Source organism: Glutamicibacter sp., assembly GCF_035257265.1.
GTDB lineage: Bacteria > Actinomycetota > Actinomycetes > Actinomycetales > Micrococcaceae > Glutamicibacter.
Genome location: NZ_DATEXC010000032.1, coordinates 123910 through 149208 on the forward strand (window position 1 = coordinate 123910; position 25299 = coordinate 149208).

23 protein-coding genes and 1 tRNA gene are annotated in these 25299 nt (G+C 54.7%); 9 read left to right on the forward strand and 15 right to left on the reverse strand.

The annotated features are described in order from the left end of the window. Positions 1-49: 49 nt before the first annotated feature. The 6 genes from VJ369_RS08155 to VJ369_RS08180 form a co-directional block, all read right to left on the reverse strand. On the reverse strand, positions 50-1102 hold the full coding sequence (locus VJ369_RS08155; RefSeq protein ID WP_324091585.1) for a hypothetical protein: 1053 nt from the start codon (positions 1100-1102) through the stop codon (positions 50-52). Continuing rightward, positions 1095-1466, reverse strand: a complete 372-nt coding sequence (locus tag VJ369_RS08160; RefSeq protein WP_324091586.1) for a chorismate mutase — start codon at positions 1464-1466, stop codon at positions 1095-1097. Before VJ369_RS08160 ends, VJ369_RS08155 begins: the two co-directional genes overlap by 8 nt. A 96-nt stretch (positions 1467-1562) precedes the next feature. Continuing rightward, a complete protein-coding gene (locus VJ369_RS08165; protein WP_324091587.1) occupies positions 1563-3248 on the reverse strand; it encodes an ABC transporter ATP-binding protein in 1686 nt (561 codons plus the stop codon). Next, positions 3245-4222: an ABC transporter permease gene (locus VJ369_RS08170; RefSeq protein ID WP_324091588.1), complete on the reverse strand. Its 978-nt coding sequence runs from the start codon at positions 4220-4222 to the stop codon at positions 3245-3247. Before VJ369_RS08170 ends, VJ369_RS08165 begins: the two co-directional genes overlap by 4 nt. Before the next feature lie 2 nt (positions 4223-4224). After that, positions 4225-5316 carry an ABC transporter permease gene (locus VJ369_RS08175; protein WP_096257159.1) on the reverse strand — a complete coding sequence of 364 codons (1092 nt, stop codon included), beginning with the start codon at positions 5314-5316 and terminating at the stop codon, positions 4225-4227. 137 nt (positions 5317-5453) lie between these two features. Next, positions 5454-7088 carry an ABC transporter substrate-binding protein gene (locus VJ369_RS08180; protein ID WP_324091589.1) on the reverse strand — a complete coding sequence of 545 codons (1635 nt, stop codon included), beginning with the start codon at positions 7086-7088 and terminating at the stop codon, positions 5454-5456. A 232-nt stretch (positions 7089-7320) separates the two neighbouring features. Here VJ369_RS08180 and VJ369_RS08185 point away from each other — a divergent pair, with 232 nt between their 5' ends. Both VJ369_RS08185 and VJ369_RS08190 read left to right on the forward strand, forming a co-directional pair. Continuing rightward, the gene (locus tag VJ369_RS08185; protein WP_324091590.1) at positions 7321-7689 is read left to right on the forward strand and encodes a hypothetical protein; all 369 of its coding nucleotides are present in this window, start codon (positions 7321-7323) and stop codon (positions 7687-7689) included. A gap of 800 nt (positions 7690-8489) precedes the next feature. Next, on the forward strand, positions 8490-8882 hold the full coding sequence (locus VJ369_RS08190; RefSeq protein WP_324091591.1) for a DUF3021 domain-containing protein: 393 nt from the start codon (positions 8490-8492) through the stop codon (positions 8880-8882). 661 nt (positions 8883-9543) lie between these two features. Here VJ369_RS08190 and mnmA read toward each other — a convergent pair. The 3 genes from mnmA to VJ369_RS08205 are packed head-to-tail and all read right to left on the reverse strand — an operon-like array spanning position 9544 to position 12743. After that, complete coding sequence (gene mnmA / locus VJ369_RS08195) at positions 9544-10677, reverse strand: tRNA 2-thiouridine(34) synthase MnmA (protein ID WP_324091592.1); 1134 nt, start codon at positions 10675-10677, stop codon at positions 9544-9546. After that, on the reverse strand, positions 10674-11909 hold the full coding sequence (locus tag VJ369_RS08200) for a cysteine desulfurase family protein (RefSeq protein WP_324091607.1): 1236 nt from the start codon (positions 11907-11909) through the stop codon (positions 10674-10676). Before VJ369_RS08200 ends, mnmA begins: the two co-directional genes overlap by 4 nt. A 27-nt stretch (positions 11910-11936) precedes the next feature. Then, complete coding sequence (locus VJ369_RS08205; RefSeq protein WP_324091593.1) at positions 11937-12743, reverse strand: hypothetical protein; 807 nt, start codon at positions 12741-12743, stop codon at positions 11937-11939. A 113-nt stretch (positions 12744-12856) separates the two neighbouring features. Here VJ369_RS08205 and folP point away from each other — a divergent pair, with 113 nt between their 5' ends. Together folP and VJ369_RS08215 are read left to right on the forward strand one after the other, a co-directional pair. Then, complete coding sequence (folP, locus tag VJ369_RS08210) at positions 12857-13783, forward strand: dihydropteroate synthase (protein WP_324091594.1); 927 nt, start codon at positions 12857-12859, stop codon at positions 13781-13783. A 9-nt stretch (positions 13784-13792) separates the two neighbouring features. Continuing rightward, positions 13793-14530 (forward strand): dihydrofolate reductase family protein, encoded by a 738-nt coding sequence (locus VJ369_RS08215; protein ID WP_324091595.1) that lies wholly within the window; start codon positions 13793-13795, stop codon positions 14528-14530. Here the strand turns inward: VJ369_RS08215 and VJ369_RS08220 are convergent. Further along, the gene (locus VJ369_RS08220; RefSeq protein WP_324091596.1) at positions 14505-15431 is read right to left on the reverse strand and encodes a diacylglycerol/lipid kinase family protein; all 927 of its coding nucleotides are present in this window, start codon (positions 15429-15431) and stop codon (positions 14505-14507) included. The two genes, VJ369_RS08215 and VJ369_RS08220, sit on opposite strands and share 26 nt — an antisense overlap. 127 nt (positions 15432-15558) lie before the next feature. On the opposite strand from VJ369_RS08220, the gene VJ369_RS08225 reads away from it, so the two are divergent. The 3 genes from VJ369_RS08225 (at position 15559) to VJ369_RS08235 (ending at position 17636) form a co-directional block, all read left to right on the forward strand. Beyond that, complete coding sequence (locus tag VJ369_RS08225; protein WP_324091597.1) at positions 15559-16458, forward strand: J domain-containing protein; 900 nt, start codon at positions 15559-15561, stop codon at positions 16456-16458. A gap of 38 nt (positions 16459-16496) precedes the next feature. Beyond that, the gene (locus VJ369_RS08230; RefSeq protein ID WP_324091598.1) at positions 16497-16958 is read left to right on the forward strand and encodes a tRNA (cytidine(34)-2'-O)-methyltransferase; all 462 of its coding nucleotides are present in this window, start codon (positions 16497-16499) and stop codon (positions 16956-16958) included. A 123-nt stretch (positions 16959-17081) separates the two neighbouring features. After that, complete coding sequence (locus VJ369_RS08235; protein WP_324091599.1) at positions 17082-17636, forward strand: anti-sigma factor; 555 nt, start codon at positions 17082-17084, stop codon at positions 17634-17636. A gap of 105 nt (positions 17637-17741) precedes the next feature. On the opposite strand, the gene VJ369_RS08240 is transcribed toward VJ369_RS08235, so the two are convergent. Together VJ369_RS08240 and VJ369_RS08245 are read right to left on the reverse strand one after the other, a co-directional pair. Continuing rightward, a complete protein-coding gene (locus VJ369_RS08240; RefSeq protein WP_324091600.1) occupies positions 17742-18503 on the reverse strand; it encodes a PIG-L deacetylase family protein in 762 nt (253 codons plus the stop codon). Between the two features lie 224 nt (positions 18504-18727). Further along, complete coding sequence (locus tag VJ369_RS08245; protein WP_324091601.1) at positions 18728-20317, reverse strand: trypsin-like peptidase domain-containing protein; 1590 nt, start codon at positions 20315-20317, stop codon at positions 18728-18730. 240 nt (positions 20318-20557) lie between these two features. On the opposite strand from VJ369_RS08245, the gene VJ369_RS08250 reads away from it, so the two are divergent. Both VJ369_RS08250 and VJ369_RS08255 read left to right on the forward strand, forming a co-directional pair. Beyond that, positions 20558-22624 carry a TPM domain-containing protein gene (locus tag VJ369_RS08250; protein WP_324091602.1) on the forward strand — a complete coding sequence of 689 codons (2067 nt, stop codon included), beginning with the start codon at positions 20558-20560 and terminating at the stop codon, positions 22622-22624. 68 nt (positions 22625-22692) lie between these two features. Then, complete coding sequence (locus VJ369_RS08255; RefSeq protein ID WP_096253856.1) at positions 22693-23424, forward strand: PspA/IM30 family protein; 732 nt, start codon at positions 22693-22695, stop codon at positions 23422-23424. Between the two features lie 124 nt (positions 23425-23548). Here VJ369_RS08255 and VJ369_RS08260 read toward each other — a convergent pair. The 3 genes from VJ369_RS08260 to VJ369_RS08270 all read right to left on the reverse strand — a co-directional run. Beyond that, positions 23549-23622: transfer RNA gene (locus VJ369_RS08260), tRNA-Met, on the reverse strand. A 679-nt stretch (positions 23623-24301) separates the two neighbouring features. Beyond that, on the reverse strand, positions 24302-24946 hold the full coding sequence (locus tag VJ369_RS08265) for a dihydrofolate reductase family protein (protein ID WP_324091603.1): 645 nt from the start codon (positions 24944-24946) through the stop codon (positions 24302-24304). A 41-nt stretch (positions 24947-24987) separates the two neighbouring features. Further along, a partial coding sequence (locus tag VJ369_RS08270; protein ID WP_324091604.1) for a hypothetical protein occupies positions 24988-25299 on the reverse strand: 312 nt, incomplete at its 5' end.

Consider the following 25299-nt stretch of genomic DNA (forward strand, 5'->3'; position numbering starts at 1 on the left):
ATGACGCACCCCCACTTTCGTGGTGTGACCGCACGAATCAAGACTTCTTCTATGCATCCACGCGGGTTTGCTCCAGAGCTTGGGCATAACCGGTGAGGTGTTGCAGGCACTCAATGACCTGCCTGGAGCTGGAGTGAGCGAAGCTCGTAGCCGGCATGAGTGTTAGCTGGCCAAGGCTAGTCAGCGGAAGACCTAATTGCTGCCACGGACGCAACACGTTATGTACGCCCTCAACTACGCCAGGTGCTCGCATACCCGGTGCTAAGAGTTGCAAATAAATTTGCGAACCGGCTTCGATCAGGGATGCCATCCGTTCCCACCGCGGGTGGTTCATCGATGGCGGGTCAATCAAATACCCGGTGACACCTGCCTGGTGCAGAATATCAACGCGTTTGATCCAGTCAGTATCAGTTCCGGGCAGGTTAACGATCACGCTAGTACCCTGAACCTGTGAAATTGTCTGTACAAATTGAGCATAGACTTCGCGGACCTCGGCGCGCGGGATTGAACGCAGCGTGCGATATCCACTGGCGGTGGGAAGCATTCCGTCAAGTACTGCGGGAAGCTCAGGCTCGTCCAGCTGCACCGTGAACTGCCGAATCGAGGTGCTTGAACGCAGGCGGAGTAGATGTTGCTTTACCCCGTCTGCGTAAGCCTGAAGTATGTCCCGTCGGGCACCGTGATCGACTAAGATCCGCTCGCCATGGCTCAAATACAGCCCCGCCGCTAACGACCATGGTCCCAGCACCGATACTTTGAGGCGTTGGGCCGGTTTCTTCTCGGCTCCCAGAACGTCGGCAAGCAAGTTTTCATCGCTTCTGAGGAAACTACGGGCTCGGCGGGCATCGATGCCATCGCCAACACCGATGCGCCAGCCATGAGGCTGCAAATCGAATCCCATGTCGCTGACCATCGAGGTACTTCGCCCCAAAGGATCTGCGCCCACTCCACGTTCGGCCAGCTGTGGCATGACCGCAAGATTAGGTTCGCCTAGTTCCCCACGAACAACCTTATGGATTTCCATCGGTTCCTGCCCCGGAAAGTGGCAGAATGAAGTGACGAAAACATCCGAGCGGGCGAAATCGTCACTGGTTTCAGTCATTTTTATGCGCGTCAGAAATGTTTTGGTGGTGTCGGATTACTTCAGAAATAACGAAGTTCAAAAACTTCTCCGCAAATTCCGGGTCAAGGTGCGCCTCATGGGCTAGCGAACGCAGCCGCTGAATTTGTGCTTTTTCACGGTTTGGGTCGCTGGGCGGCAGATCGTGGCGAGCTTTCAGTAGCCCCACACGCTGGGTGGCTTTAAAGCGTTCGGCAAGCAGATAGACCAGCTGGGCATCAAAATTATCGATGCTCCCGCGGATTGCATATAACTCGTCGAGGACTTCCTGCTCAACCTCTCCGGGCAGAGAGCTGGCATGCGGGTCGAATTCCTCGCTGGGCACAGTATTGTTCGGCTCGCTCATGGTCTTTAGTTTACGTGTTCACCTCCAGTATTTCCCATTAAGTGACGATGCCCCGACAACCAAGATCGGTTGCCGGGGCAAAAGCGGTAACTACGCCTAAGCGCGGTTCAGTTCTTCAATCAGCTTGCGTCGCTCGGCCTGCTCGCGGGGGTCCGGAACCGGCAGGGAGGCGATCAAACGCTGGGTATAAGCGTTCTGCGGATTTGATAGAACTTGCGAGCCGAGACCCTCCTCGATCAATGAACCGCGGAATAGCACGCCCACCCACGAGGCCAGCATGTCAACTACTGCCAGGTCATGGGAGACGAACAACGCAGCGAAGCCAAGCTCCGTTTGAAGTTCACGGAACAAATCCAAGACCTTCGCCTGCACCGAAACGTCCAACGCACTGGTTGGTTCATCCGCGATCAGCAATTTTGGTTCAAGCGCCAAGGCCCGTCCCAGTGATGCACGTTGACGCTGCCCACCGGAAAGTTCATGCGGATAACGGTCTGCATAAGCACCGGGCAATTGAACCGCTTCCAATAGCGAAGCAACCTTTGCCCGGGTCTGTGATGGATTCAGTTCTCGGTGCACGTTCAGCGGTTCGGCGACGCACTCCCCCACGGTCAGATGCGGGTTAAAGCTTGCCGCCGGATCCTGGAACACAAACCCAATCTGCTTACGCAGTGGTTTGAAGCTTCGTTCTTTGAACTGCGCCATTTCATAGCCCAACACATTAAGTGAGCCATCGGTAATCTTGTTCAGACCGGCGATACTGCGACCAATGGTCGTCTTGCCGGACCCTGACTCACCGACCAGTCCATAGACTTCACCGGCATGAATTTTCAGGTCCACTGCGTTGACTGCGGTAAAACCTGGGGCACCCAGGCGCCCTGGGAAGTGCACGCGCAAGCCCTTGGCTTCGACCAGTACCTCAGCCTGAGAATGCGGGCGTTCGCTCAAACCTTCTGACGCAGAATTGCGTCCCAGATGCGGGACCGCCGCCAGCAGCGACTTGGTGTAGTCATCTTGCGGGTTTTCAAAAAGCTCAACCGCTGGCGCCTGCTCCACGACCTGCCCGTGATTCATCACGATGACCCGATCGGCAATATCGGCAACCACACCCATATTGTGGGTAATGATCACGATTGCAGTACCCAACTCGTCGCGAAGGTTGCGCAGCAAGGCCAAGATTTCTGCCTGTACCGTGACATCCAATGCGGTGGTCGGTTCGTCGGCAACAATCAGAGCTGGTTTCAGCGCCAAAGCCGAGGCGATCACCACACGCTGTTTCTGTCCGCCGGAGAACTGGTGCGGATAGTAATCCACCCGTTGTTCGGGATCCGGAATACCTACCTGGCGCATTGCCTCGATGGCACGGGCTTTGGCTTCCTTCTTCGATACCTTGGTGTGCGCGCGGATGCCTTCCATGATCTGCCAGCCCACGGTGTACACCGGGTTCAGTGCGGTGGAGGGCTCCTGGAAAATCATCGACACATCTCGGCCTCGCGCAGCGCGCAAGGCTGAGCCATGAAGAGTAAGCATATTTTTGCCCTTGAGGTACACCGCTCCATGCGAAGCACCATTCTCGGCCAAAATACCTAGCGCGGTGCGCGCGGTCACCGATTTACCGGATCCTGATTCGCCAACGATGGCCAGGATCTCCCCCGGTTTGACGCTGAGATCAACGCCGCGAACCGCCGGGACGGCTCCGGCATCGGTGACAAAGTCGATGTTCAAGTCTTCAATGCGCAACACGTCATCGTTGCTTTGCGGATCTGTGTTCAGTTTCTTGTTCACCGGGTGACTCCTGCCTGCGTGATGCGCTGTGCTTTTTTGCGGCTAAAACGGCGCAACCGTGGATCGTTCAAATCATTCATTGATTCGCCAACCAGGGTCAGGCCCATCACCGTTAATACGATGGCAAGGCCGGGGAACAATCCGGTCCACCAGATGCCACTGGTGGCGTCAGACATCGCGCGGTTGAGGTCGAAGCCCCATTCTGAGGCGGCAGTCGGTTCAATGCCGAACCCCAGGAAGCCCAACCCTGCCAAGGTGAGCAGTGCTTCGGTCGCGTTCAAGGTGAAGATCAAAGGCAGTGTGCGGGTGGCATTTCGCAACAGGTGCGTGAACATCACCCGCCACGGGCTTGAGCCAATAACTTGTGCCGACTCCACGAATGGTTCTGCCTTGAGTCGCATGACCTCGGCGCGGACCACGCGGAAATACTGCGGGATGAAGACCACGGTAATGGAAATCGCCGCTGCCATGATGCCGCCCCACAGGCTTGATTGCCCCTGCGAAATCACAATCGACATGACGATTGCGAGAAGCAGAGAAGGGAAAGCGTAGATTGCGTCAGCCAGGACCACCATGATGCGGTCAAACCAGCCGCCGAGGTAACCGGAAATCAGGCCCAGCAGGACACCGATAAATAAGGACATCAGCACGGCGGCAATGATGACCCAGATCGCGGTACGTGCACCATACATGGTGCGTGAAAATACGTCGTATCCGGTGACTGTGGTGCCCCAAATAAATTTGTCGTCGGGCGCCGATTGACGCGGGAAGTCACCTGACATGTCGGAGGATTGCGCAAAGTCGAACGGGGCAATCAATGGAGCAAAAAGCGCCGAGACGATGAACAGCACCGATAGCACGAGACCTGCTATGAGCATTCCTCGTTGCAGTCCCGAGGACATGCGCAAGTGCGAAACTACCGGGAGCCTAGCGAACCAGGACTTACGGGCTGAAGCTAACGAAGGGATACTCATGGTTAGTACCTGACTCTCGGGTCGATCAGGGCCGCAAGGATGTCAACAATAAAGTTCGTGACAGCCACGATGATTGCGAGCACCACCACGATGCCCTGCACGGCGACAAAGTCACGGGCGGTGAGATACTCAGCCAGTTTAAAGCCGAGTCCGGCCCATTCGAAGGTAGTCTCGGTCAGCACCGCGCCACCGAGCAGCATGGCGATCTGCAGGCCCATCACGGTGATGATCGGGATCAACGCCGGGCGGTAAGCGTGCTTAGTCACCAAGCGGAATTCACTGACCCCACGTGAGCGTCCGGCTTCCACATATTCGCGGCCCAGCGTTCCGATCGCGTTGGTGCGCACCAGGCGCAAGAACACGCCACCGGTGAGCAGGCCCAAGGCTAAGGCGGGAAGCAGCGCGTGGGCGGTGACATCGCCCAGGGCAGCCATATTGCCACTGCGCAACGCATCCAACCAGTAAATTCCGGAAGGGTTCTGCAGTCCGGTCAGCGCGAGTTCGGTCTGCCAATCGGCGCGACCACTAATTGGCAGCCAACCGAGCCAGACCCCAAAAATTAGTTTCAGCAGCAACCCGGCAAAGAAGACCGGGGTGGCGTAGGAAAGAATTGCCAGGATTCGCAAAACTGCATCTGGGTAGCGATCACGGAATTTTGCGGCCACGAGGCCCAAGGGAATACCCACTGCGAGAGCGACGATGACCGCGTTAATAGCCAGTTCTAGGGTGGCCGCGCCATAGGTGACCAGTACTTCGGTCACTGCACGGTTGTCGCTCATCGTTCGTCCGAGGTTTCCGGAGAATACTTGACCTAGATATTCAATGTATTGAATAAAGACTGGACGGTCATAGCCAGCCTCATGGATTCTTATAGCTAGTTGGTCAGGAGTTAAACGTCCACCCATGGCTGCGGTAATTGGATCACCGGTGACGCGCATGAGGAAGAAGACCACCGTAATGAGGATAAAAACGGTGGGAATGATCAGCAGAAAGCGGGTAATCAGATAGCGGAGGAAACCTCCGCCTTTCTGCTTCGCTGGTTTGCGCGCAGGTGTCGGGCTAGGTGTTGTGCCCGTTTGCGACGTGATTGTCATCTTTTGTCCTTAGTATCAGGAGCAGGATTTTGGTGCTTGGTCCGAAGTGGACATGCCAAGGGGATCTACCTGTGGAGCAGAACTTCTGCCCTTGGGTAGATCCCCTGGTCTTAGGTGTTCTTATGGCGAGGCAGAGACTACTTGCTCAGCACACCGAGGCGGAACTTGAAGGACGCGTCCAAGGTCTTTTCAACACCTTGAACATCCTTGCCCGCTACGGCTACCTGCGAGCCCTGCAGCAATGGCAAAGTCGACAGATCTTCGGCGACCATGGTCTGCAGCTTCTCGATCGATGCGGTACGTTGTGCAACGTCGGACTGACCGCGCTGCTCGGAAATCAACGAGTCAACTTCCTTGTTGTCGTAGCCATTGGACAGGAAGTTATCGGTGGCGAAGAACGGCGACAGGTAATTGTCAGCATCAGAGTAGTCAGGGAACCAACCCAGCTGGTAGGCCGGGTAGTCGGTGACACGCTGTTTCTGGTAAGTAACCCACTCGGTCGACTTCAGGTCAACATCGAAGAGTCCATCAGCTTCAAGCTGCTTTTCAACCAGTGCGTATTCGTCACCGGAGTTCGGTCCGTAGTGGTCCGGGTTGTACTGCAACGCTAGCTTGACCGGAGTCTTTACCCCTGCGTCTTCCAGAACCTTCTTGGCCTTGGCAGCATCTGGCTTTCCATCGGTACCGTACATGTCCTTCAACGGCTCAATTGCACCGGTGAAGCCCTGCGGGACGTAGGAGTAGGCGGGGGTGTAAGTGTCCTTGTAGACATTCGTAGCGATTGACTGACGATCCACTAGGTGTGCAGCAGCCTGACGTACTGCCAAGGACTTAGCCGGATCAGCATCGGCGGTCTTAGCACCAAACGGCATGGAGTCGAAGTTGAATACAATGTAGCGAAGCTCGCCACCCGGCCCCTTATGGACCGCAAGGTTTTCTTCCTTGCCGAGGTCTTCAATGTCAGTTGGCGTCAGCGAACGCCAAGCAACATCGATCTTGCCCTCTTGAACCTCAAGTTTGAGGTTATTGGCGTCGGCGTAGTACTTGATTGCTGCTTTGGAGTTTGCCGGAGCGCCAAGCACACCTTGGTACGCGTCATTAGCAGCGAAGGAAATCAAGTTGTTCTTGTTGTAAGAATCGATGATGTACTGGCCACCGAAGGCCTTAGCATCGACGATTTCTTTGTCATCCAGCACCTTGTCGGCTGGGAAGACCTCATCATCAACGATAGGTCCAACCGGCGAAGTCAGCACCTGTGGGAAGGTCTGGTCCTCGGCTACCTTGAGCTTGAAGACCACGGTGGTAGCATCCGGAGCTTCAACCGATTCCATGTTGCCCAACAGCGAGGAAGGACCGTTCGGGTCAGCAATCTTTAGCTGGCGGTCGAAGGAGAACTTCACGTCCTTGGAGTCCAGGTCGTGGCCGTTAGCCCACTTGAGTCCCGACTTCAGCTTCACCGTGAATTCGGTGGGGCTGGTGTACTCGGCCGACTCGGCCATGTCGTTGGAGGGATCAGGAGAGCCTGGCTCCGAGTTCAGTACAAATGGGTAGATCTGGTTCATGACCATGAACGAACCGTTGTCGTAGGAAGCCGCTGGGTCAAGCGACGTAACCTTGTCAGTGGTGCCCAGGGTGATGGGGGCACTGCTGGCTTCATCGGATCCGCCGTTGCCCGAGTCATTCGATGATGGACCGGTGCAACCGGTCAGGGCGAGGGCGGAAATGCCGATAACGGCAGCTGCGAGTCGCATGCCGTTCTTTTTGCTGGCCATGAGCAATCCTTCTCTTGTTGTAGAACATGTGCGGAGTGATAGTTAGCACATGCTTCATACATCCTAGGTGATCGAGGTCACCAAAGGCGAATGAATAAACCGATTTTCGCACAAAAAATGAGATCTGGCTCGCACCACCAAGTGACCCGCGCCTCGCTTTACGTTGCATGCAGCGAGGCCGAGAGCAAAGACATATACCGAACAAAGTCGCCGTACTCTAGGCTTGGACACGATGATGACACGTAGAGACGCAGCAATTGCGTTGGATATTCCCATGGAAATGGCCAAGCGCCATGGCATTGCCCCGCGCATGAGCGAGAAGGAATTTGCCGAGCTCAATGCCAACCCACCGGCTTGGCTGGTGCAGTCTCGGGCGAACCGCAAAGCCGGAGCCCGCCCAGTCTGGGTCCACCTCACCTGCATCGTCTGCGGGCAGGACGAATACGAACGTCCCAAGAAATGGTGGCCGAACTTCGACTTCGTGCACTGCGCCATTCACTCTCCAGCACAGCTTCCCACACTAGACTCGGGTAAAACCCGAGTGGAGTACCAAGACATTTCCGCACGCATGTTTGGCATTGTCGACGAAGACGGCAACTAAGATTTCCCAGTAGTGCAAAAGGCTGGGCTCACGAATCATTTGAGGATTCTTGAGCCTAGCCTTTTGCGTTTCTTAGTAAATTTCCTGGCTTATGCCACTCTGCTGCGCTTGCTAAGTTGCGCCGTTGAAAAGCCAGCTCTGTCTGACCACCGGCATATCCCATAACCCGAGCATTGGGCAGTAAAACTCGAAAATTATTCGGGATCAGCAATTCCAGCCTGCTTCATTTCTGTACAAATTTCATCGACGAAGACTTCAAAGACCATCCCGCCGGCCCCATCGCTTCGCGTGGTGTCATGATCGCAATGCCCAAGGACTCTTCTTCAGGCACCTTCGGCCATGAACCAGCCAGCCAACTGATGACTCTTGTCCTAGGTTTATCTTGTCCAACTTCAAGGCATCGGGCTCTAGGCCGGTTTCGAAAGTTCAATTGCCTGCTGTGGTCGACACCTGCGTCAAACGACCTTGACAGCACCGTCCGCTCAAGAACATAACTACCCTCAGGTTCATTGGCTGAGTAGAGGAAGAAATGTCCGTCAATCGACGCCAAAAATTCTCACTATCATCCAGATTAGATCGTTGTATTCAGCACAGTACTGCAGCCATTCGTTCACCACATATGCCAGCTTTCAGTGATCACATCTGCTAACTGCGACCGGTCCGGGTGTAACTCGCAGGGAAGATCCTTCTTGGCTGGCTCGCTGACCAGCAAAAGTAGAAAAATTGACTTCGACTGTACTGACTTTGAATAGTTACTCAACTTTTCGTATTAGCAGTCCCAGAAGCAATAGAATCTAGGCATGTCGCCACAACGTCTCGGTCTAATCCTGGCAGGTGTTCCGCTCTTATTATTGGGAGCCATCGGTGTGATGCTGGCCGTCCAAGGCGACTCCCTTAACGCCCGGAGCACGTTCGCGGTTGGGGTGATAATCGCTGCTACAAGTGGCGCTTCTATGGTTTATCAAATAGATCGCTGGACACTACGGCTCCAGTCTTTGATCCATTTTGGAATCATGCTTTGTACGGTTCTACCCGCACTGTATTTGAGCGGATGGTTCGTCCTCGATAATCCCTTAGATTACCTGTCGGTACTTGGCATATTCTTGATAACCGGAGCTGTACTCTGGACAGTTTTATATCTGATCTTTGGAATCATTCAACCAAGAATCCAAGCCAAAAGTCTTCGCAGCTAACGTTGCCCTCATAGTTTCTTAGCCCCCTAAGGATTGGCAATCCTGTCAGTTGACCGTTGACGCACCACGATGGTGAATGAGCTAACAGTTTGCATCCAAGGTACTTTTTGATGCTCCTGGCGGGAAGATCGAACACGCTATATATGCTTCTAGGGCACGAAGAGGTCAATTACCCAGAGGTCGCTGCCGCTTCGACAAGGTAATCAACGAACTGCCTCTCGAACTCCAATTGTGACTAGACAATGTTCCATCGAAGCACCCCGGCGCCTGTCCTTTCGGAATCAAAGCTGACCCTGCCTGCTCCCAAGCAAGCGAGCCATGAGGGCTCCCGTGCTAGAGCGTTCACACTTTCTTACTGAGAATTGTTGAAGACTATTAGGCACGGGCACGTTAGGTCTGCACCCGAATGCTTTGGTCCGGTATCGCGGGTGACAACCGGGAGCGATAAATCCAGCACTTACTACGTACTTGCTGGGCACAGGAAACCGCCTACAAACAAGGACACTTCCGAAGACCATCCCCTACCCGGCCGCTTTCGACACCGGTGTTCTGCTCCGCGAAGCAGAACTGTGGAACATCAAAATCACACGAAAGCGATGAAAAAACGCCTCGGAGCAGTGCGATCATTTCGCTGCTCCGAGGCGTCTATTCTTACAAGAACCTAGCTGACCTTGCTCGAATCCCATGAGGTGGACCGTGCTTTGTCGATAGTGGCCTGGCCCAGCACACGAGTACCTTGGTAAACCACCATGGTTTGTCCCGGTGCCACTCCACGCATGCCTTCGGGCAGCTGGACGACCAAAACGTCAGATCCCTCGCTACGCTCCATACGTGCTTTGGCATCCACCGGATCGCCATGGGCGCGAACCTGCACCATGCAATCAAATTCTTCGCCAGTGATGATCTCCGGAATCGGAACCCCGGCCCAGGAGATACGAATACCGCGCAGCTCGTCAACGGATAGCAACGCCTCTGGCCCCACGATCACCTTGTTGTCCTTGGGACGGATTTCCAGCACAAAACGAGGCTTGCCGTCAGCTGCTGGCCGGCCCAAGCGAAGCCCCTTACGCTGACCGACGGTGAAGGCTTGCGCCCCACCGTGTTCACCCAGCTGGTTACCGTCTTGATCAACGATCTCGCCGGGTTTCATGTCGATACGCTCGGCCAACCAGCCGCGGGTATCCCCATCAGGGATGAAACAAATGTCGTAGCTGTCTGGCTTATTCGCCACGGTCAGACCACGAGCGGCCGCTTCGGCGCGAACTTCGGCCTTTGAGGGCGTTTCAGCCAGCGGGAACATGCAATGATCTAACTGCTCGCGGGTGAGCACACCAAGTACGTAGGACTGGTCCTTCGCCCAATCGGCGGCGCGGTGCAATTCTGGGTTGCCTTCCGTATCGCGCAAGACCTTGGCGTAGTGACCGGTGCATACCGCGTCAAAGCCTAAGGCGAGGGCCTTTTCCAGAAGCGCGGCAAACTTGATCTTCTCGTTACACCGCATACAAGGGTTTGGCGTGCGTCCGGCTTCATATTCATCAACGAAGTCCTGGACTACGTCTTCGGCAAAACGATCCGAAAAGTCCCAGACGTAATAAGGGATCCCCAGTTTATCGCAGGCACGCCATGCGTCATTGGAGTCCTCCAACGTGCAACAGCCACGTGAGCCGGTGCGTAAAGTTCCGGGCATGCGAGAGAGCGCTAGGTGGACGCCAACCACGTCGTGACCGGCTTCAACCGCACGTGCTGCGGCTACCGCCGAATCGACGCCACCGGACATCGCTGCTAGTACCTTCATCTTGTAAAACCCGTCCCTGCTGTGTGAATACTGCTTTCGTCTGCCGCCATACCGGCTTTCTTAGCCCGTTGATATGCATCTGGCAGAGCTTCTAAAAGTATGTCAACGTCTTCATGCGTTGTTCTATGCCCTAAAGTGAAGCGTTGCACACTTCGGGCACTGCGCGCATCCCGGCCCATGGCCACCAAGACGTGCGATGGCTGCGGTACCCCTGCGGTGCAGGCCGAACCAGTGGACGAGGCAATTCCCACCATATCTAAGAGAAATAGCAATGAATCCCCCTCGCACTCGGGAAAAGTGAAATGCAGATTTCCTGGAAGTCGCAGACCTGCATTGTCTTCATCTCGTGGGCCATTGAGCACCGCGTCGGGAACAAGCCGAGTAATATTTTGGACCGCGTATTCGCGAAGCTCGCTCAATCGCGCGCTTTCTGCGACCAATGTCCCGTGGACCGCAGTAGCGGCTGCCGCAAACCCCGCCGCGGCCACGGCGTTCAACGTTCCTGAACGGAGTTTACGTTCATGCCCGCCACCGTGCTGGACCGGCATCAGTACTACGTCACGGCGCACAAAGAGCGCTCCGATTCCTACCGGACCACCAATTTTATGGGCGCTAACCGCCATGGTAGCCAAACCGCTGGTAGCAAAATTTGTGGGTACCGAGTCAAAGGCCTGCACCGCGTCGCTATGCACTGGAATGCCATATTTTGCGGCAAGCTTGGTGAAAGCAACTACCGGTTGGATAGCACCTACCTCGTTGTTGGCCCACATGATGGTCCCCAGAGCGATTCGCTCATGGTGTTCCTCGATAAGCTCTTTGGCCGCTTGCAGATCAAGCACCCCATCGGCGTCCACCGGCATCCATAGAACCGTGGCATCTTCATGAGCTTCTAGCCATGAGACGGTATCCAGCACCGCGTGATGCTCGATTCCGGCAACCAGGATGCTGCGTGCAAGCGGATTCTTCTCAGTCCGGTTCCAGAACAGGCCTTTGAGCGCCAAGTTATCCGATTCGGTTCCGCCGGAGGTGAAGATCAGTTCTGTGGGGTGTGCCCCGGCAACCTTGGCAATGGCAGTGCGCGCCTCATCTACAACTCGGTTAGCCCGGCGTCCGGCCCCATGGAGCGAGGAGGGGTTTCCGGTTTGCGAAAATTGCTCGGTCATAGCCGACAACGCCGCTGGGTTCAGGTCGGTAGTTGCCGCGTGATCTAGGTATACCGCGGAGTTGTTCATCATTTTAATGGTACGAGCTTTCCCTACCTAGTTTGAATGGCCAATGCGTGTGAATTGGCCGACTTCAATGGCTTCCAGTGCAGGGTCTTGCAAAATAGCTTCGATAAGTTCTGCCGAGCCACCGATCAGTGTGCAGTCATCATAGGGCTCGGTGGAAAACATCCAGCTGTGGTCTTGCGGAAAGGCCAGCGATGGACGCTGACGCTGCTCGCCGTCTGCGGTAGTGGCCCACACCGGGTTAGCCAGAAATTCTCCATCTACCTCGAAAAGTCGATAATTTCGGTAGCCACCTCCAAGTTCTAAAACAGGAGTTGCCAAAACTTCTGCTGCAAACGCTGGACGTTGTGCCACGGCGAGCGCTGCAGCTTCGGCGGCCCGGTTCTCTTCTTCGCTGAGCTCAGGATCATCCTCATAATCAATCTGGATGCGTTCCCCGCCCTCGATAAAGGCATAACCACCCCATAACCCAGCGACAAAGTGATCCGTGGTGTTTGTGGCGCTCAGGATCTTGACCAGTGCTTGCCACTGTTCAACAGGTAGTTCGTCCACCGGAAGGTCGGTTTCTTCCCAAGCATCTTCGGTGGCTGGATTACCCTGGGCGTCCCACCCGGCAATCGTTTCAAAGAGATCTGCGGCGGTGAAAATGTGGCCACGGCTATTCGCAACAGTCCCCCAGCGCACTGCCTGATCATCTTCGTCATAGGCCGGATGGAGGATCCGCGCGTATCGTTCATAGCCGACCGGGATCTGTGCGACTACTGTCAACGGATCGGCGGTGGCGCAGGAATCAACGATCCATTGACCCTGAGTGGCTGAGACATGGGAAAACTGCATGTTACAAGCTTAACCAGCAACAGCTCATATCCCGCATCGGTGATGCGTCCAGTGATATGAATGGAGGAAGCACAGCTCAGCGGCGCGTCCGCGGATCGAGGGAGACCAGCTCAATGTTAATGCCCGAACTCAAGGTTCCGGTTCACCACTTTTCGCGTCGAAGCATCAACTTTTCACGCGAAATCGCGGTGATGGCAGTGATCAACCGCACTCCGGATTCGTTCTATGATGCCGGATCTACCTTCGGTTTGGATGCGGCGGTGGCCTCAGCGCTGCAGGCTGTCCAGGCCGGTGCACACTGGGTGGACATTGGTGGGGTACCTTTCTCCCCCGGACCAGAGTTACCGTGGCAAGAAGAAGCTGAGCGCATCGTCCCGGTGATTCGAGCTGTACGCGAGCACAGTGATGTGGTGATTTCTGCCGACACCTTCTTACCAGAAGTTGCCCAAGCAGCCATTGACGCTGGAGCCGATGCCATCAACGACACCACGGGTCTGGCTTATCCGCAGCTGGCCCAGGTAGTTGCACGGAACAATGTTCATCTGGTGTTGACCCACTCCCTAGCGAAGCCACGTACCATCTACCCGCATCCGCATTACCAGGATGTCGTGGCGGAGGTACGCGATTACCTTGAACAAAAAGTGCAGTTGGCTTTGGACGCTGGCATCGATGCGTCAAAAATCATTATTGACCCGGGTCATGACCTGAACAAGAACACTCGGCACACGTTGGATATCACTGCGAATTTCCAAGCAATTGCCGCGTTAGGCTATCCGGCGCTTGCGGCGGTTTCAAATAAAGACTTCATCGGTGAAACTCTTGACCTGCCAAAATCTGAGCGATTAGTCGGCTCAATGGTGGCGGCCACCATGTGCATTATGGGCGGGGCAAGAATCATTAGAATGCACAATATCGTCGAGTCGGTTCAGACAGTCCGGCTGATCGAAGCGGCTCAAGGCTGGCGCGATCCCGTGTACCAAATTCACAATATGGGCGAGGTTAATCCACCGGCTCATCCAGAACGAGAAACCAGCAGATAGGATAACCCCTTGCGTTCACTGCTTCCTGAATCATCGCCCATGGTCGACGATGCGTATCTCTTAGCGCGCTATGCCACATCGCAGCGTCCGTTCATCCGATTTAATTTCATCTCCAGCGTGGATGGAAGTGCACAGCGTGAGGGACTATCTGGAGGTTTGGGCAGTCCCGGCGATAAACGCATCTTCGGTTTACTTCGCCGTTTAGCCGATGTCATCGTCGTCGGTGCCGGAACTGTACGTGCCGAAGGCTACGCAGGAGATCTAGTCAGTGCCGAGGACATTGCATGGCGGCAATCGCGTGGGATGTCGGCTCAACCGGTATTAGCCATCGTTTCGCATGGGCTCCATCTGAAACCGGAAAACGAAGTCTTCACGCTCAGCCCGGTGCCGGTATTGCTCTTTACCAGCGCAGAGATTACCGCGCAGGACCGTGCGCGTTTCCCTGCACAGGTTGAAGTCATTCAGGTTGCCGAAGTGAATGAAGGCTGCGACCCACAGGAAATCGTTGAAATCCTCACCTCTAGGGGACTTGAATTCATCCATGCCGAGGGTGGTCCGCATTTGCTGGGCCAGTTCATCGCAGCAGACCGTCTCGATTCGTTGTGTGTGAGTTTTTCCCCCATGGTGCTGGCCGGTTCCGGTCAAAGGATCGCCCACGGACCCCAGGAAGCAGTCCGGCACTTACGCCTGCATTCGTTATGTGAAGAAGATTCGATGCTCTTCAGCGACTATCGGCGCCAGGAATGAGCGAGAGCGCATGCTGCAGCACCGAGAGTTCAAAATCACCGCGCCCAAGGAGCTCGCCGTCCGCATAGCTGGCTTCCGCGGTTTGCACGTTGACCTGTGAGCTGCGAGCAATTTCCCGGTACGGATGCTTTCTGCCGCTGAGGATATGTCCTACGTACGGCAACACCTTAATTAATCGGTTTCCGCTCACCAAGGAGATATCCGCTAAGCCATCGGTGTAATCCGCTTGGGGGAACAAAGTGATCCCGCCACCTAGGGAGCGAATATTGGCAATGCTAGCGGCATAAACTTGCCCTCGGAAGTCGAATTCTTCGCTGTGCACCACGGTCCGGCGAGCTTGCAACTTCGGTAGGCTGAGCACCAGCCCGACCAGATACCGCAGCGCGCCAAGGCTTCGCGGTAGTTTATTGGCTCGTCCATTCACCAAGCCTTCAAAGCCCCACGACACGGCACCGATGGCGAGCTTGGCCTGCGAATCTTGGTTGGCAAATTTCAGTTCAAGCAAATCTACTGGCTTTGCTTCGATTCCTCCCGTCAGGAATCGAGCAATGTTCTGTATCGTTTGCTCGACCGTCCGGGCTGAGGACATTCTCCAGGTGTCGTTCCCGCTGCCGGCTGGCACGATGCCCATGGGAGTGCGTGTTCGGGCCAGATGCGTGATCACGTGGTGGATCAGTCCATCCCCGCCGATAACGACTACGGCGTCGGCCTGGCCGAGCGCTTCTCCAAGCTCACTGCCGGAAATCTTCGAAGTATCTAGCCTTCGGGGACGCAACCCCAGGGAGAAAAGCAGTGTTTCAAGTTCCGCGACGCGGCGTGCGCCTAGCCCCTTACCCGAATTGGGATGAAAGACGAGGTGGATACGTTGATATTCAGCCGGTGGGACCATAAGAATAGACAATACCCAGCAAACATCATGGTGCGAAAAAGCTGACTACTATTAGTGGAAGCTAAAATGTTCTAATGGGGTTTTGATCCAGCGACATCGGTCGTGGAAAACGCCCCATTTGAGAGGAAATATCCGCATCATGAGTTCGCCAAGCCCCTACGAAATTCTTGGCGTGCCCCAGAGTGCAAGCCTTGAAGATATCAAGATTGCATATCGCAGAGCGGCTCGCGCTTCTCACCCCGACTTAGGCGGCAGTGAGGAGCAATTCAAAACGGTCCAGCAGGCCTACCAGATCCTTTCAGATGAACACGGCAACGATAAGTTTGAAAAGTCTTTTCAGGCTCCTGGCCAGGCACCACGGGCAGGTACCGCCTCGCGTGCCTATGACGAGAAACTACGTACTTCTCCTCAGCATCCCAAGGCGCAGTTGGCAACTGAGTATGAACCACGGCTCGATGATGCTTCGTTTACATCGCTTGACAGGGCTCGCTCGATCCAGCGAGTGCATGGTGAACCGCGTAAGCGAGGACTGTTTAGTTCACGGTCGCGGATGTCGCGGGAGACTCACACCATTAACTTGTTGACCAAAAACGTACTCAACATTCTTCCCGCTGCACGTTTAGTCAACGGACTCAACGCCCCGGGTGGTGGACACTTCGACCACGTGTTGGTTGCCGGCTACCGTATGGCGGTGCTCAATACGATGACTCTGCCTGAAGGCTACTACTCGTTTGATGGCAACGTCTTACGCCATGGAAATAAGATGACGCAGCCACCGGCATTGAACATCACCGGCATGCAGCGCTCCTTCATGCAGATGAACGTCGTGGCTTTTACTTTGGTAATTGCTGGCAACGGAAATCCACATGAGCCGGTCATTGAATACCACCGCCGGGCAGATCCCACGTTATCCTCCAGTCCGAACGTGTTGAACGCTGCTGGTCTGATTCGTGAGTTGAAACTTTTCCTCGGTTCGGGCCCGTCACCGAACATTGTTGATCGTCCGGTACTTGCTCGACTCCTCGACAGAATGTACTGATACCAGTTTTCTGGCACTTAGAGCTTAAACTGGTTGATGTGTTCCGTATTCTTTTTAATGCCCCCGAAATTCCTGGCAACTCCGGTAATGCCATCCGTCTAGCTGCCATCACCGGTGCCGAGCTTCATTTGGTCAAGCCCTTGGGCTTCAACTTTGAAGATGCCAACCTCCGACGTGCCGGCTTGGACTATCATGATCTTGCGGTGGTTACCGTGCATGAAAATCTTGATGCGGCTTTTGAATCCCTAGGTGAGGGTCGAGTTTTCGCATTCACCTCTGAGGGCAACACGATGTACACGGATGTGGCATATGAACCCAGTGACATTCTCATGTTCGGCAAAGAATCAGTTGGCCTCAGTGCCGAAGACAAGGCGCACCCGCGAGTAACAGACTTGGTTCGACTCCCTATGCTTCCCGGGCGACGATCATTGAACCTAGCTAATACAGCTTCCGTCGTTGCCTATGAAGCCTGGCGTCAACATGGGTTTGCCGGAGCTTAAAATACCAGCACTAACCGGTCTAGTACACAGCTTTACCCAATCTTTATAAAGTAAGCTTTTGAGTATGTTCGCTTTGGCGCACATGACAAAAAGACCGACAACTTCTCGGGAGATTCCAAAACAATGAACCGTAGCCCTTCGCAGCACAGCGACGAGCCTCAGGACGAAAATCTAGGTCTGGATCTGGTCAGTGAAGTCTCCCAGAGCTCCCGTGCCGAACGGCGCGTCAGGCCAAAACGCTGGATCTTTGCACTCATCGGTCTGATCATCGTGGTCGTCTTGGCGTTAGTAACGTTCTCTCTGCTCAATGGAGGAACCAAGGCTACTAAGGCCACAAAAGCTTCGGATGTTGTCAGCCAGACCGTTGATTTGCGCAGTGGCGGTCAAGCGATAATCAGCACCTCAAAGCAAGAGAACGCTTTGGGCATTGAGCTGTCCTCGCTACCTGCACTTGATGCGTCAGAACAGTACGTGGTGTGGGCCATTCTTGAAGAAGGTGGCATCAGCGTGGTAGCCAAGACCACTGGTGAAGACGTCAAGGGAGGATCGTCCCCCATTGATGATGTCGTTGCGGTACACATCACCATAGAAGGCTCCGAAGTTCCAGCCTCACCCTCGGAAGAAACCGAAGCCTCGGTAGATTTGCCGCTGAACCAAGCTGAACAGCCACAAGAATAACGATCTATCGTTGAGTTACTGAGAGCTCATACAAAACTTCAGATGATTGAGGCGCTGGTTCCCGAAAGAGAACCAGCGCCTCAATGTTTAAACTGGCAATCTACCTTAGAAGCCAGCGATCGTGTCGTCAGCATTGACCGCTACCAAATGGAACGCTTCAGCCAGCGAACCTGCAGGCTTTTTCCCACGCTCTGCGTTCGCCTGGCATTGCTCTAAGACGAACTTCTCCATGGCTCCTACATCTGGATGTTGGGTGAAGTGGGCTCTCAAGGCATCCATCTTCGACTCAAAAAAGTTGCTGATATCCATGAAGGCATTTTCACGTTCTCTCGGAGCACCATAGAACCAAAGCCACGGCACTTTATAGGCCTGCAGACCCTCTTCAGCTATAAGCTCAGGATAAGAGAAGGGGTTTTCCACTGCTGGGTAAATAGCACGCGTTACCGCTTCACCACAGGCAAGGTGATCGGGATGGGAGCGTTGTATCCGCTCCCAGTTGCGTTCGGGATGCATGGCCATGACAATCTGCGGCTTAAACTGGCGGATTAGACGCACAATTTGACGCATCACGTGGTGACTAGGTTCTAGAAACCCGTCGCGTTCACCTAAAAAGTGCACCGTGCTCACGCCCACGCGAGCAGCTGCGACACGTTGTTCTTCATGTCGCAAGCGAACCGTTTCGGCCGGATCCCGGTCATCAAAACCGCCAGCGTCGCCGTCCGTCATAATGCAATATTGCACTTCAATACCAGCTGCGGTCATGGCCGCGACCGTACCTGCAGCACCAAAATCTAGGTCATCGGGGTGTGCGGCAAATGCCAGCACTCGCTGAGTTGCCGGGTTTATGAAGTCATTTGGATCAAGCATGCGTCGCATCGTCACATTTCTGAGGCTGCCTTAGGCAGGGTAATTGTACGTTTTTATAGCTTCGGAGTTGTATCAAGATTGCTTCACTAAGCATTGCTCCGTGCTCCGCCTACTATCGTATCTATATAGGCCGATGACTTCGATTTTAAGGCAGAAAATATGGTGTGATGCGATTGTTCTCTGCACCACACCATATTTAATTGCTTGCCGTATACCTGACTGGGCTACTTCAGTGAGCCGACTTCTACGCTCACATTGTTTTCAGCGCCATTACGGGTATAAGTAATATCGGCTTTGCCGCCGGCTGGTACTTCACGTATGGCAGCAGTCAATGTCTGCGAGTCTTGAATGGCTCGTCCGTTGACACCTGTGATGATGTCTCCGGACTTCAGCCCTGCTTTTTCGGCAGCTGAGTTCGGCGAAATTTCCTGGATTGCTGCGCCTACGCTGAACTGCGAGGCATCCGAATCGGTGGAGGCCGCTTGGGCTTGTACCGTTGCTCCCAGGAGTCCGTGGGTGGCCGAGCCATTGGCAATTATCTCGTTGGCGATGCGCTGTGCGTAATCGATGGGTATCGCAAAGCCGACACCGATGGAACCTGATTCTGATCCTCCCGAACCGCTGGACGCGATCGCAACGTTCACGCCAATAATCTCGCCCTTGTCATTGACTAGTGCGCCGCCCGAGTTGCCATGGTTAATCGCCGCGTCTGTCTGCATGACGTTAATGTAGATCGATCCTTGGCTGGATTGATTATCTTGTTTAGGCATACCTGGGAACTCGAAGTTGTACTGGCTGTCACCGCCACCTTGTCCGTCGCCTTGTGCGTTCTCCTTCGGCACTGCCGAGGACGCCACCGAGATGGTGCGGTTAAGTGTGGAAATAATGCCGTCGGTTACCGTACCGCTCAGCCCAAGAGGTGCGCCAATGGCCACCGCGGTGTCGCCAACATTTAGTGCCGAGGACTTGCCAAGAGTTGCTGGGACAAGGTTTGACGCATCAATCTTGATCACTGCCAAATCTGAGAGTGGATCTGTACCCACCAGCTTTGCCTGGTGCACTTTTCCGTCACTCAGACGGACGCTCAGGGTTGGATTGGCTGTTTCTCCCCCGAGGGTCACGACGTGAGTGTTGGTAAGGATATGGCCTTCAGTATCAAGGATAATTCCCGAACCCGATCCCCCACTGCCATTGCCCGAGGCCTCGATGGTCACCACACTCGGCGAAGCCTTTGCAGCTGCAGCAGTTACCGCAGTGACGGAGTCAGGATTGTTGATGACCACGCCGTTTTGGGGTGTCTGCACCGAAGTACTGCTGGCGTTGCCGCCATCATTTATGAAATACGTGGTTCCAGCCGCTGTCACGCCGCCAATTAAAGCTGCAGCGACCATTCCGGCAATCAAGGTACTGCCAGCAAACTTCTTCTTCGGCGCACGTTCAGGCGGGACTGGATAGTTTGAGTGTTGGTCAGAGTGCCCATATCCTGCTGCACCATAGGCTGACCCAGTAGCTGCTGAATGGTGTTGCTCCGAGGCCTGTCCATAGTCGCTTGCCGCCGGCTGCGGTTCAGCATGATTTGCCGGTCGGGAATACACATCGGTCGGCTGGTCACTTGCGTTGCCACTGTCGCTGACGCGCTCATGATTGCGAGTTGGGTCGACATTTGAAATCGGCGTGGTTTCAGGACTCTGAGGTGCACCGTTGGAAGGAGCGACCCGTGGCTCTTGAGCATGATTCGGGGTCTGACCGATATCTTCGGGCTGCTCGGGTTGGCCCAAGTCGTTGTTTCGTGGTTCATCTGGTGACTGGCTCATCGTCATACCTCTTTCGAATATCGTATCTCTTGAGTTTTATTATTCACGGTCGAACTGTGGCTGTTGAGAGGGATAACTTAGCGCTGGCTGTGAGTTAACTATTCTCGCAGCTGAATAGCATGGACGCTGGCATGCGCGCCAAATAGAATCGAATTGAGCTAACAAAGTAATCGTAGGTAAAAGCGGTTGGACGAGTGGCTGTTTTATTCGTTCGAATCAGCAATTCAGGTGAGGACGACAATGATTTCCAAAGCGCGGCGAATAACTGCTGCAGCATTAACGGTGGTGGCATTATCACTGGGAGCATCAGCACCAGCTTTTGCAGAACCCCCTGTCACCATCCCACCTGGGGACTTTGTTGTCGACAACGCCCAGGTTCTCGGTGGCAATGAAAATAAACTCGAAAACGACATTAAGACACTTCGTGATGACACTGGCATTAGCCTGTTCGTCGTTTACGTTGACGAGTTTACCTCCCCTTCAAACCCGGGCAAATGGCTTGAACAAGTTGCTGCGAATAAGAATATGGGCAGTTCCGACGCAATCTTGGTGGTAGCAACCAAACAGCGCCAGGCAAACTTCGCCGGGCACCAAAATGGTCCGCTTACCGCTTACACCCAAGAAATCTATACAAAGCAGATCTCCCCAGCCCTCGCGAAGAAAGATTGGTCGGGCGCCGCTGAAGGAGCAATTGAAGGTATCGCAAATGTTGCCGATGGTGGCAGTGCCACCAGTTCCTCAAGCTCCGGCGGTAGCGTTTTCTGGGTTCTTCTCATTATTGGCGGCGTAGCCGTAGCCGGCTATGTCTTCCTTTCGCGCCGAAGCAAGAAAAAGACTAACCAAATCCCTCAAGGAAACCCAAGCACTGGGCAGCCCCAGCAGCTTGAGTCATTGGAGAGCCTTCGACTGCGAGCCGATCAATTACTTGTCGCAGCCGATGATTCAATTCGCTCTTCCGAGCAGGAACTAGGATTTGCTGAAGCTCAATATGGTGCTGGATCCGTCAAGGTTTTCTCCGAGGACCTGGCCGAAGCCAAAACACACCTAGTGGAATCCTTCCGCCTGCAGCAACAACTTGACGATCATATTCCCGACACCGAGGAAGATCAGCGCTCCTGGCTCGGCGAAATCATCAATCGATGCGGTCAAGTTAACGACAACTTGCAAAAGCATGCTAGTGAATTCAAAGATCTACGTCAGCTAGAGCAAAATGCTGAGACTCGAATTGAAGAAGTCGCGGCCGAAAAGGAACCTCTTGCGCAGCAGCTTTCACAGCGGGTCTCCGAGCTTGAGGTGTTGACGACTAAGTATGAGGACAGCGCGGTCTCACAGATCACCGATAACGCTGAGCAGGCTTCGGAACGACTAACCTTTGCAGCGTCCTCTCTGAAGCAGGCACGTGAAAAGCTCGGCACCGACCGTGCACATGCAGCCCTGCTGATTCAGAATGCTGAAGAAGCCCATGATCAGGCCGAAGTCCTGTTGGCCGCAATCAGTAAGTCCGCGACCGCTCTTCGCCAGGCAGACAATGATTTGGAATCAGCTGTTTCCACAGCCGCTCGGGACCTCGCACAGGCTAAAGCGCTGGTAGCTAATGGTTCACAACCTAATCTGGCGGGTCCCATCGCCGGGGTAGAAAGCACCCTGGCCACGATTCAACAAGCGCTACGCGCAGATAAGCATGATCCGCTGGCCTTGATCTCTGCGCTCGATGATTCTACGACTCCGTTAGCTTCTGCTCTGGGCTCGCTTCGTGATCGCGCCCAGCAGGACCAAGCCGCCCGTAATCAGCTGCAGTCTTTGCTTAACACTGCGGCTTCGCGGATTCAAGGCACTGAAGATTACATTCGTGCTCGTCGCGGCGGCGTCCGCTCCTCGGCACGTACCCGCCTAGCTGAGGCACAGCGCGCCTACGATCAAGCGCTGTCCTTAGCATCGCAGAATCCCTCTGAGGCAGTTGCTTCAGCACAGCGTGCTAGCCAGCTTGCTGATCAGGCAGCTCGCATGGCCGAACAAGACGTCAATGGCTTCGGTGGCGACGGTGGATTAGGTAACTTTGGCGGTTCCAACCGAGGCCGTGGAGGCATGTTCGACGGAATTGGTGGCGCCGTCCTTGGAGGTATCCTCATCGATTCGATTCTCGGCGGAGGAAACCGCGGAGGTGGAAACCACGGTGGCGGCGACGGTGGGTTCTTCGGCGGAGGCGGCTTCGGCGGCTTCGGCGGCGGCGGAGGAGGATTCGGTGGCGGATTTGGCGGCGGCGGAGGTGGTGGAGGCTTCGGCGGAGGTGCCGGCGGCAGTTTCTAGAGTTACGCGGTTTTATCTCAGTAGTACGCAAATTTCAGCAATACTATTTCGTATAGAAAGGTCTACACATGACCAAGCAATCACTTTTTGGACGCGTTGCCCAGCTCGCAAAGGCCAACATCAACTCAATTCTGGATTCTGCCGAAGATCCAGAGAAGATGATGGATCAAATGGTTCGCGACTACACCGACAACATTGCAGAAGCTGAACAGGCTGTCGCCCAGACCATCGGCAATCTGCGCATGTTGGAAGACGACTACCGCGAAGATGAGCAGGCCGCTGGCGACTGGGGAACTAAAGCCCTGGCTGCCTCGAACAAGGCCGACGAATTCCGCAGCGCAAACGATGCCGACAACGCCGGGAAATTCGACAATTTGGCTAAGGTTGCCATTCAGCGTCAGATGCAGGCCGAAAGCGAGATGAAAACCGCTAACCCGACCATCGCCTCGCAGCGCGAAATCGTTGAGAAGCTGAAGACCGGCCTGAACCAGATGAAGGAAAAGCGCAACGAACTGGTCAGCAAGCGCGACGAACTCGTTGCTCGTGCCAAGTCCGCAAACGCGCAGAACCAGGTCAACGAGGCCGTCAAGTCAGTGAATATGATGGATCCGACTAGCGAGATCAGCCGCTTTGAGGAAAAGATCCGCCGTGAAGAAGCTAAGGTGCGAGGTGCCTCCGAGTTGGCCTCGTCCAGTCTGGACGCTCAGTTTGAGTCATTGGAAGACCTCGGTGAGCAGACTGAGGTTGAGGCGCGGCTGGCGGCTCTGAAGGCTAATCAGACCGGTGCGTTGGAGAGCTAGACTCCCAGCATGGCAATGGGCGCCGGATTTGTTCATCATGAACAGATCCGGCGCCCATTATTCGCCCAAAAATAGAAGCTTAAACCCAAAGTGGAGATCCAATTGGATCTCCACTTTTTCTCTGTGGCGGGGAGAGGATTTGAACCTCTGACCTCCGGGTTATGAGCCCGGCGAGCTACCGAGCTGCTCCACCCCGCGTCGGTAAATACAACATTACCAACTCATAAACTCCATGGCGAATCGACAGGCCATGTCTTGCGTCACACCCTTGGGTTTGGGGCAATTGGTGGGGACACTAGGCGGATATTCAAGCCCACTCACGAGGCCAGATCGCGTCCACCCAAGAATTCAGAGATACCCCGTTAATAATGCCGTTCCCAAGAAGTGATCCATCTCGAACCAGGGCATCCGCTCCAATGTCCGGGGCCGAGTCAATGTTGCGAGTGTCAGCCTCGAGCTGCTCGTGGTTCAGCACGTGTGCACCCGAAGCCCCACGAAGGATGAGCAAAATCTGAGTTCCCGCGATTACACGGGCACCGGACAATTGACGATTTGTCCGGAAGAGATTCCGGCCAAGAGTACTCCACTGCCGTCTTTAGCCACCCGCAGACAGCCGGTTAAAGAAACATACGGTTGAGAGCTTCCCCGTCCACGGGGGCGAACCTGACAGAGCAGGACGTGCACATTGCTTTCTGCAGATCATAAGAAATCTGCGACTACCGCGCTACCGAGTCGCAGTCGTTACCGTCTGGTGGCGAGAGCGGGAGCGGACGCGCGTCCACCGCCTCGTTTTAAGGTCCTAGGTCCTAGGTCCTGCCAAAGAAGATCTCGAACAACATCCAGCTCCCCTGAGAAAATATGATGGGAAGTAGGGTAATTATGTACGGACTTTTCGGTTCCACAATTGATGTGTCAGCCCGCTGGCAGTGCCAATCGATTCGACCGCGAAACGATTTTCCATACCTACTAGTTGATCCCAGATTTGCACACCAGAGCCCAGCACTACCGGGACAATCGCCAGATGAAGGAAGTCAATCAAGCCCGCGCGGAGAAATTCATTGACGGTCGATGGCCCACCCCCGATGCGAACATCTAGCCCGGCTGCCGCTTCTTGCGCCATGCGTAAGGCATCATGTGGAGTCGCATCGACAAAATGGAAACTTGTGCCGTTAGTAAATTTGAGTGTTTCTCGCGGGTAATGGGTCAAGATAAAAACCGGGGTTCGAAAGGGTGGAGCTTCTCCCCACCAGCCGTTCCATCCGTCACTGGGCCATGGTCCTGATTGCGGGCCAAACTTGCGACGCCCCATAATCTCGGCTCCGACTCCCTGCCCCCACATGCTGAACAATGCGCGATCCACCGTGACAGGATCGCTGAGCCCCTGAATCCCGTGAATGACGCGCCCATCGAATCTTGCAAAGAGTGCAGCCGCTCCCCCGATCGGCTCTTCAAAGGTCACTCGATCTCCTGCGGCGTAGCCGTCTAACGAAATGAAGAGGTTATGCACTCGTGTCCGACCCATGTTGGCCTCCGTCGCCATTAAAACCAGAAACTGATTGAACCCTAACGCAGAGCAATTTCATTTGACAAGGATTTCCGAAGTCCGAACCAATAGCCGGCGCAGACTGATGGGAACACTTCTTTGATCAGTTTGAGGTCATCGGACAACGACTTAAAACAAAAGTGGAGATCCAATTGGATCTCCACTTTTTCTCTGTGGCGGGGAGAGTGTCGAGCTTCAAAACATATTTGACTCATGAGTTGCGACATCCTTGACACTTGATCATGTCGAGAAACCACGTCATCGTCCACCAAATCCGAGATGCTGGACTCAGCGTCACCGAAGCCGCCAACCGGTACAAAATCTCCCGCCAA

Excerpts from the sequence above, each read along its gene's own strand:
- VJ369_RS08160 (WP_324091586.1), bottom strand. The coding sequence starts at position 1,466 with ATGAGCGAGCCGAACAATACTGTGCCCAGCGAGGAATTCGACCCGCAT.
- VJ369_RS08155 (WP_324091585.1), bottom strand. The coding sequence starts at position 1,102 with ATGACTGAAACCAGTGACGATTTCGCCCGCTCGGATGTTTTCGTCACT.
- VJ369_RS08250 (WP_324091602.1), top strand. The coding sequence starts at position 20,558 with ATGATTTCCAAAGCGCGGCGAATAACTGCTGCAGCATTAACGGTGGTG.
- VJ369_RS08235 (WP_324091599.1), top strand. The coding sequence starts at position 17,082 with ATGAACCGTAGCCCTTCGCAGCACAGCGACGAGCCTCAGGACGAAAAT.
- mnmA (WP_324091592.1), bottom strand. The coding sequence starts at position 10,677 with ATGAAGGTACTAGCAGCGATGTCCGGTGGCGTCGATTCGGCGGTAGCC.
- VJ369_RS08175 (WP_096257159.1), bottom strand. The coding sequence starts at position 5,316 with ATGACAATCACGTCGCAAACGGGCACAACACCTAGCCCGACACCTGCG.
- VJ369_RS08170 (WP_324091588.1), bottom strand. The coding sequence starts at position 4,222 with ATGAGTATCCCTTCGTTAGCTTCAGCCCGTAAGTCCTGGTTCGCTAGG.
- VJ369_RS08240 (WP_324091600.1), bottom strand. The coding sequence starts at position 18,503 with ATGCTTGATCCAAATGACTTCATAAACCCGGCAACTCAGCGAGTGCTG.
- VJ369_RS08205 (WP_324091593.1), bottom strand. The coding sequence starts at position 12,743 with ATGCAGTTTTCCCATGTCTCAGCCACTCAGGGTCAATGGATCGTTGAT.
- VJ369_RS08225 (WP_324091597.1), top strand. The coding sequence starts at position 15,559 with ATGAGTTCGCCAAGCCCCTACGAAATTCTTGGCGTGCCCCAGAGTGCA.
- VJ369_RS08245 (WP_324091601.1), bottom strand. The coding sequence starts at position 20,317 with ATGAGCCAGTCACCAGATGAACCACGAAACAACGACTTGGGCCAACCC.
- VJ369_RS08255 (WP_096253856.1), top strand. The coding sequence starts at position 22,693 with ATGACCAAGCAATCACTTTTTGGACGCGTTGCCCAGCTCGCAAAGGCC.
- VJ369_RS08185 (WP_324091590.1), top strand. The coding sequence starts at position 7,321 with ATGATGACACGTAGAGACGCAGCAATTGCGTTGGATATTCCCATGGAA.
- VJ369_RS08180 (WP_324091589.1), bottom strand. The coding sequence starts at position 7,088 with ATGGCCAGCAAAAAGAACGGCATGCGACTCGCAGCTGCCGTTATCGGC.
- folP (WP_324091594.1), top strand. The coding sequence starts at position 12,857 with ATGTTAATGCCCGAACTCAAGGTTCCGGTTCACCACTTTTCGCGTCGA.
- VJ369_RS08190 (WP_324091591.1), top strand. The coding sequence starts at position 8,490 with ATGTCGCCACAACGTCTCGGTCTAATCCTGGCAGGTGTTCCGCTCTTA.
- VJ369_RS08265 (WP_324091603.1), bottom strand. The coding sequence starts at position 24,946 with ATGGGTCGGACACGAGTGCATAACCTCTTCATTTCGTTAGACGGCTAC.
- VJ369_RS08200 (WP_324091607.1), bottom strand. The coding sequence starts at position 11,909 with ATGAACAACTCCGCGGTATACCTAGATCACGCGGCAACTACCGACCTG.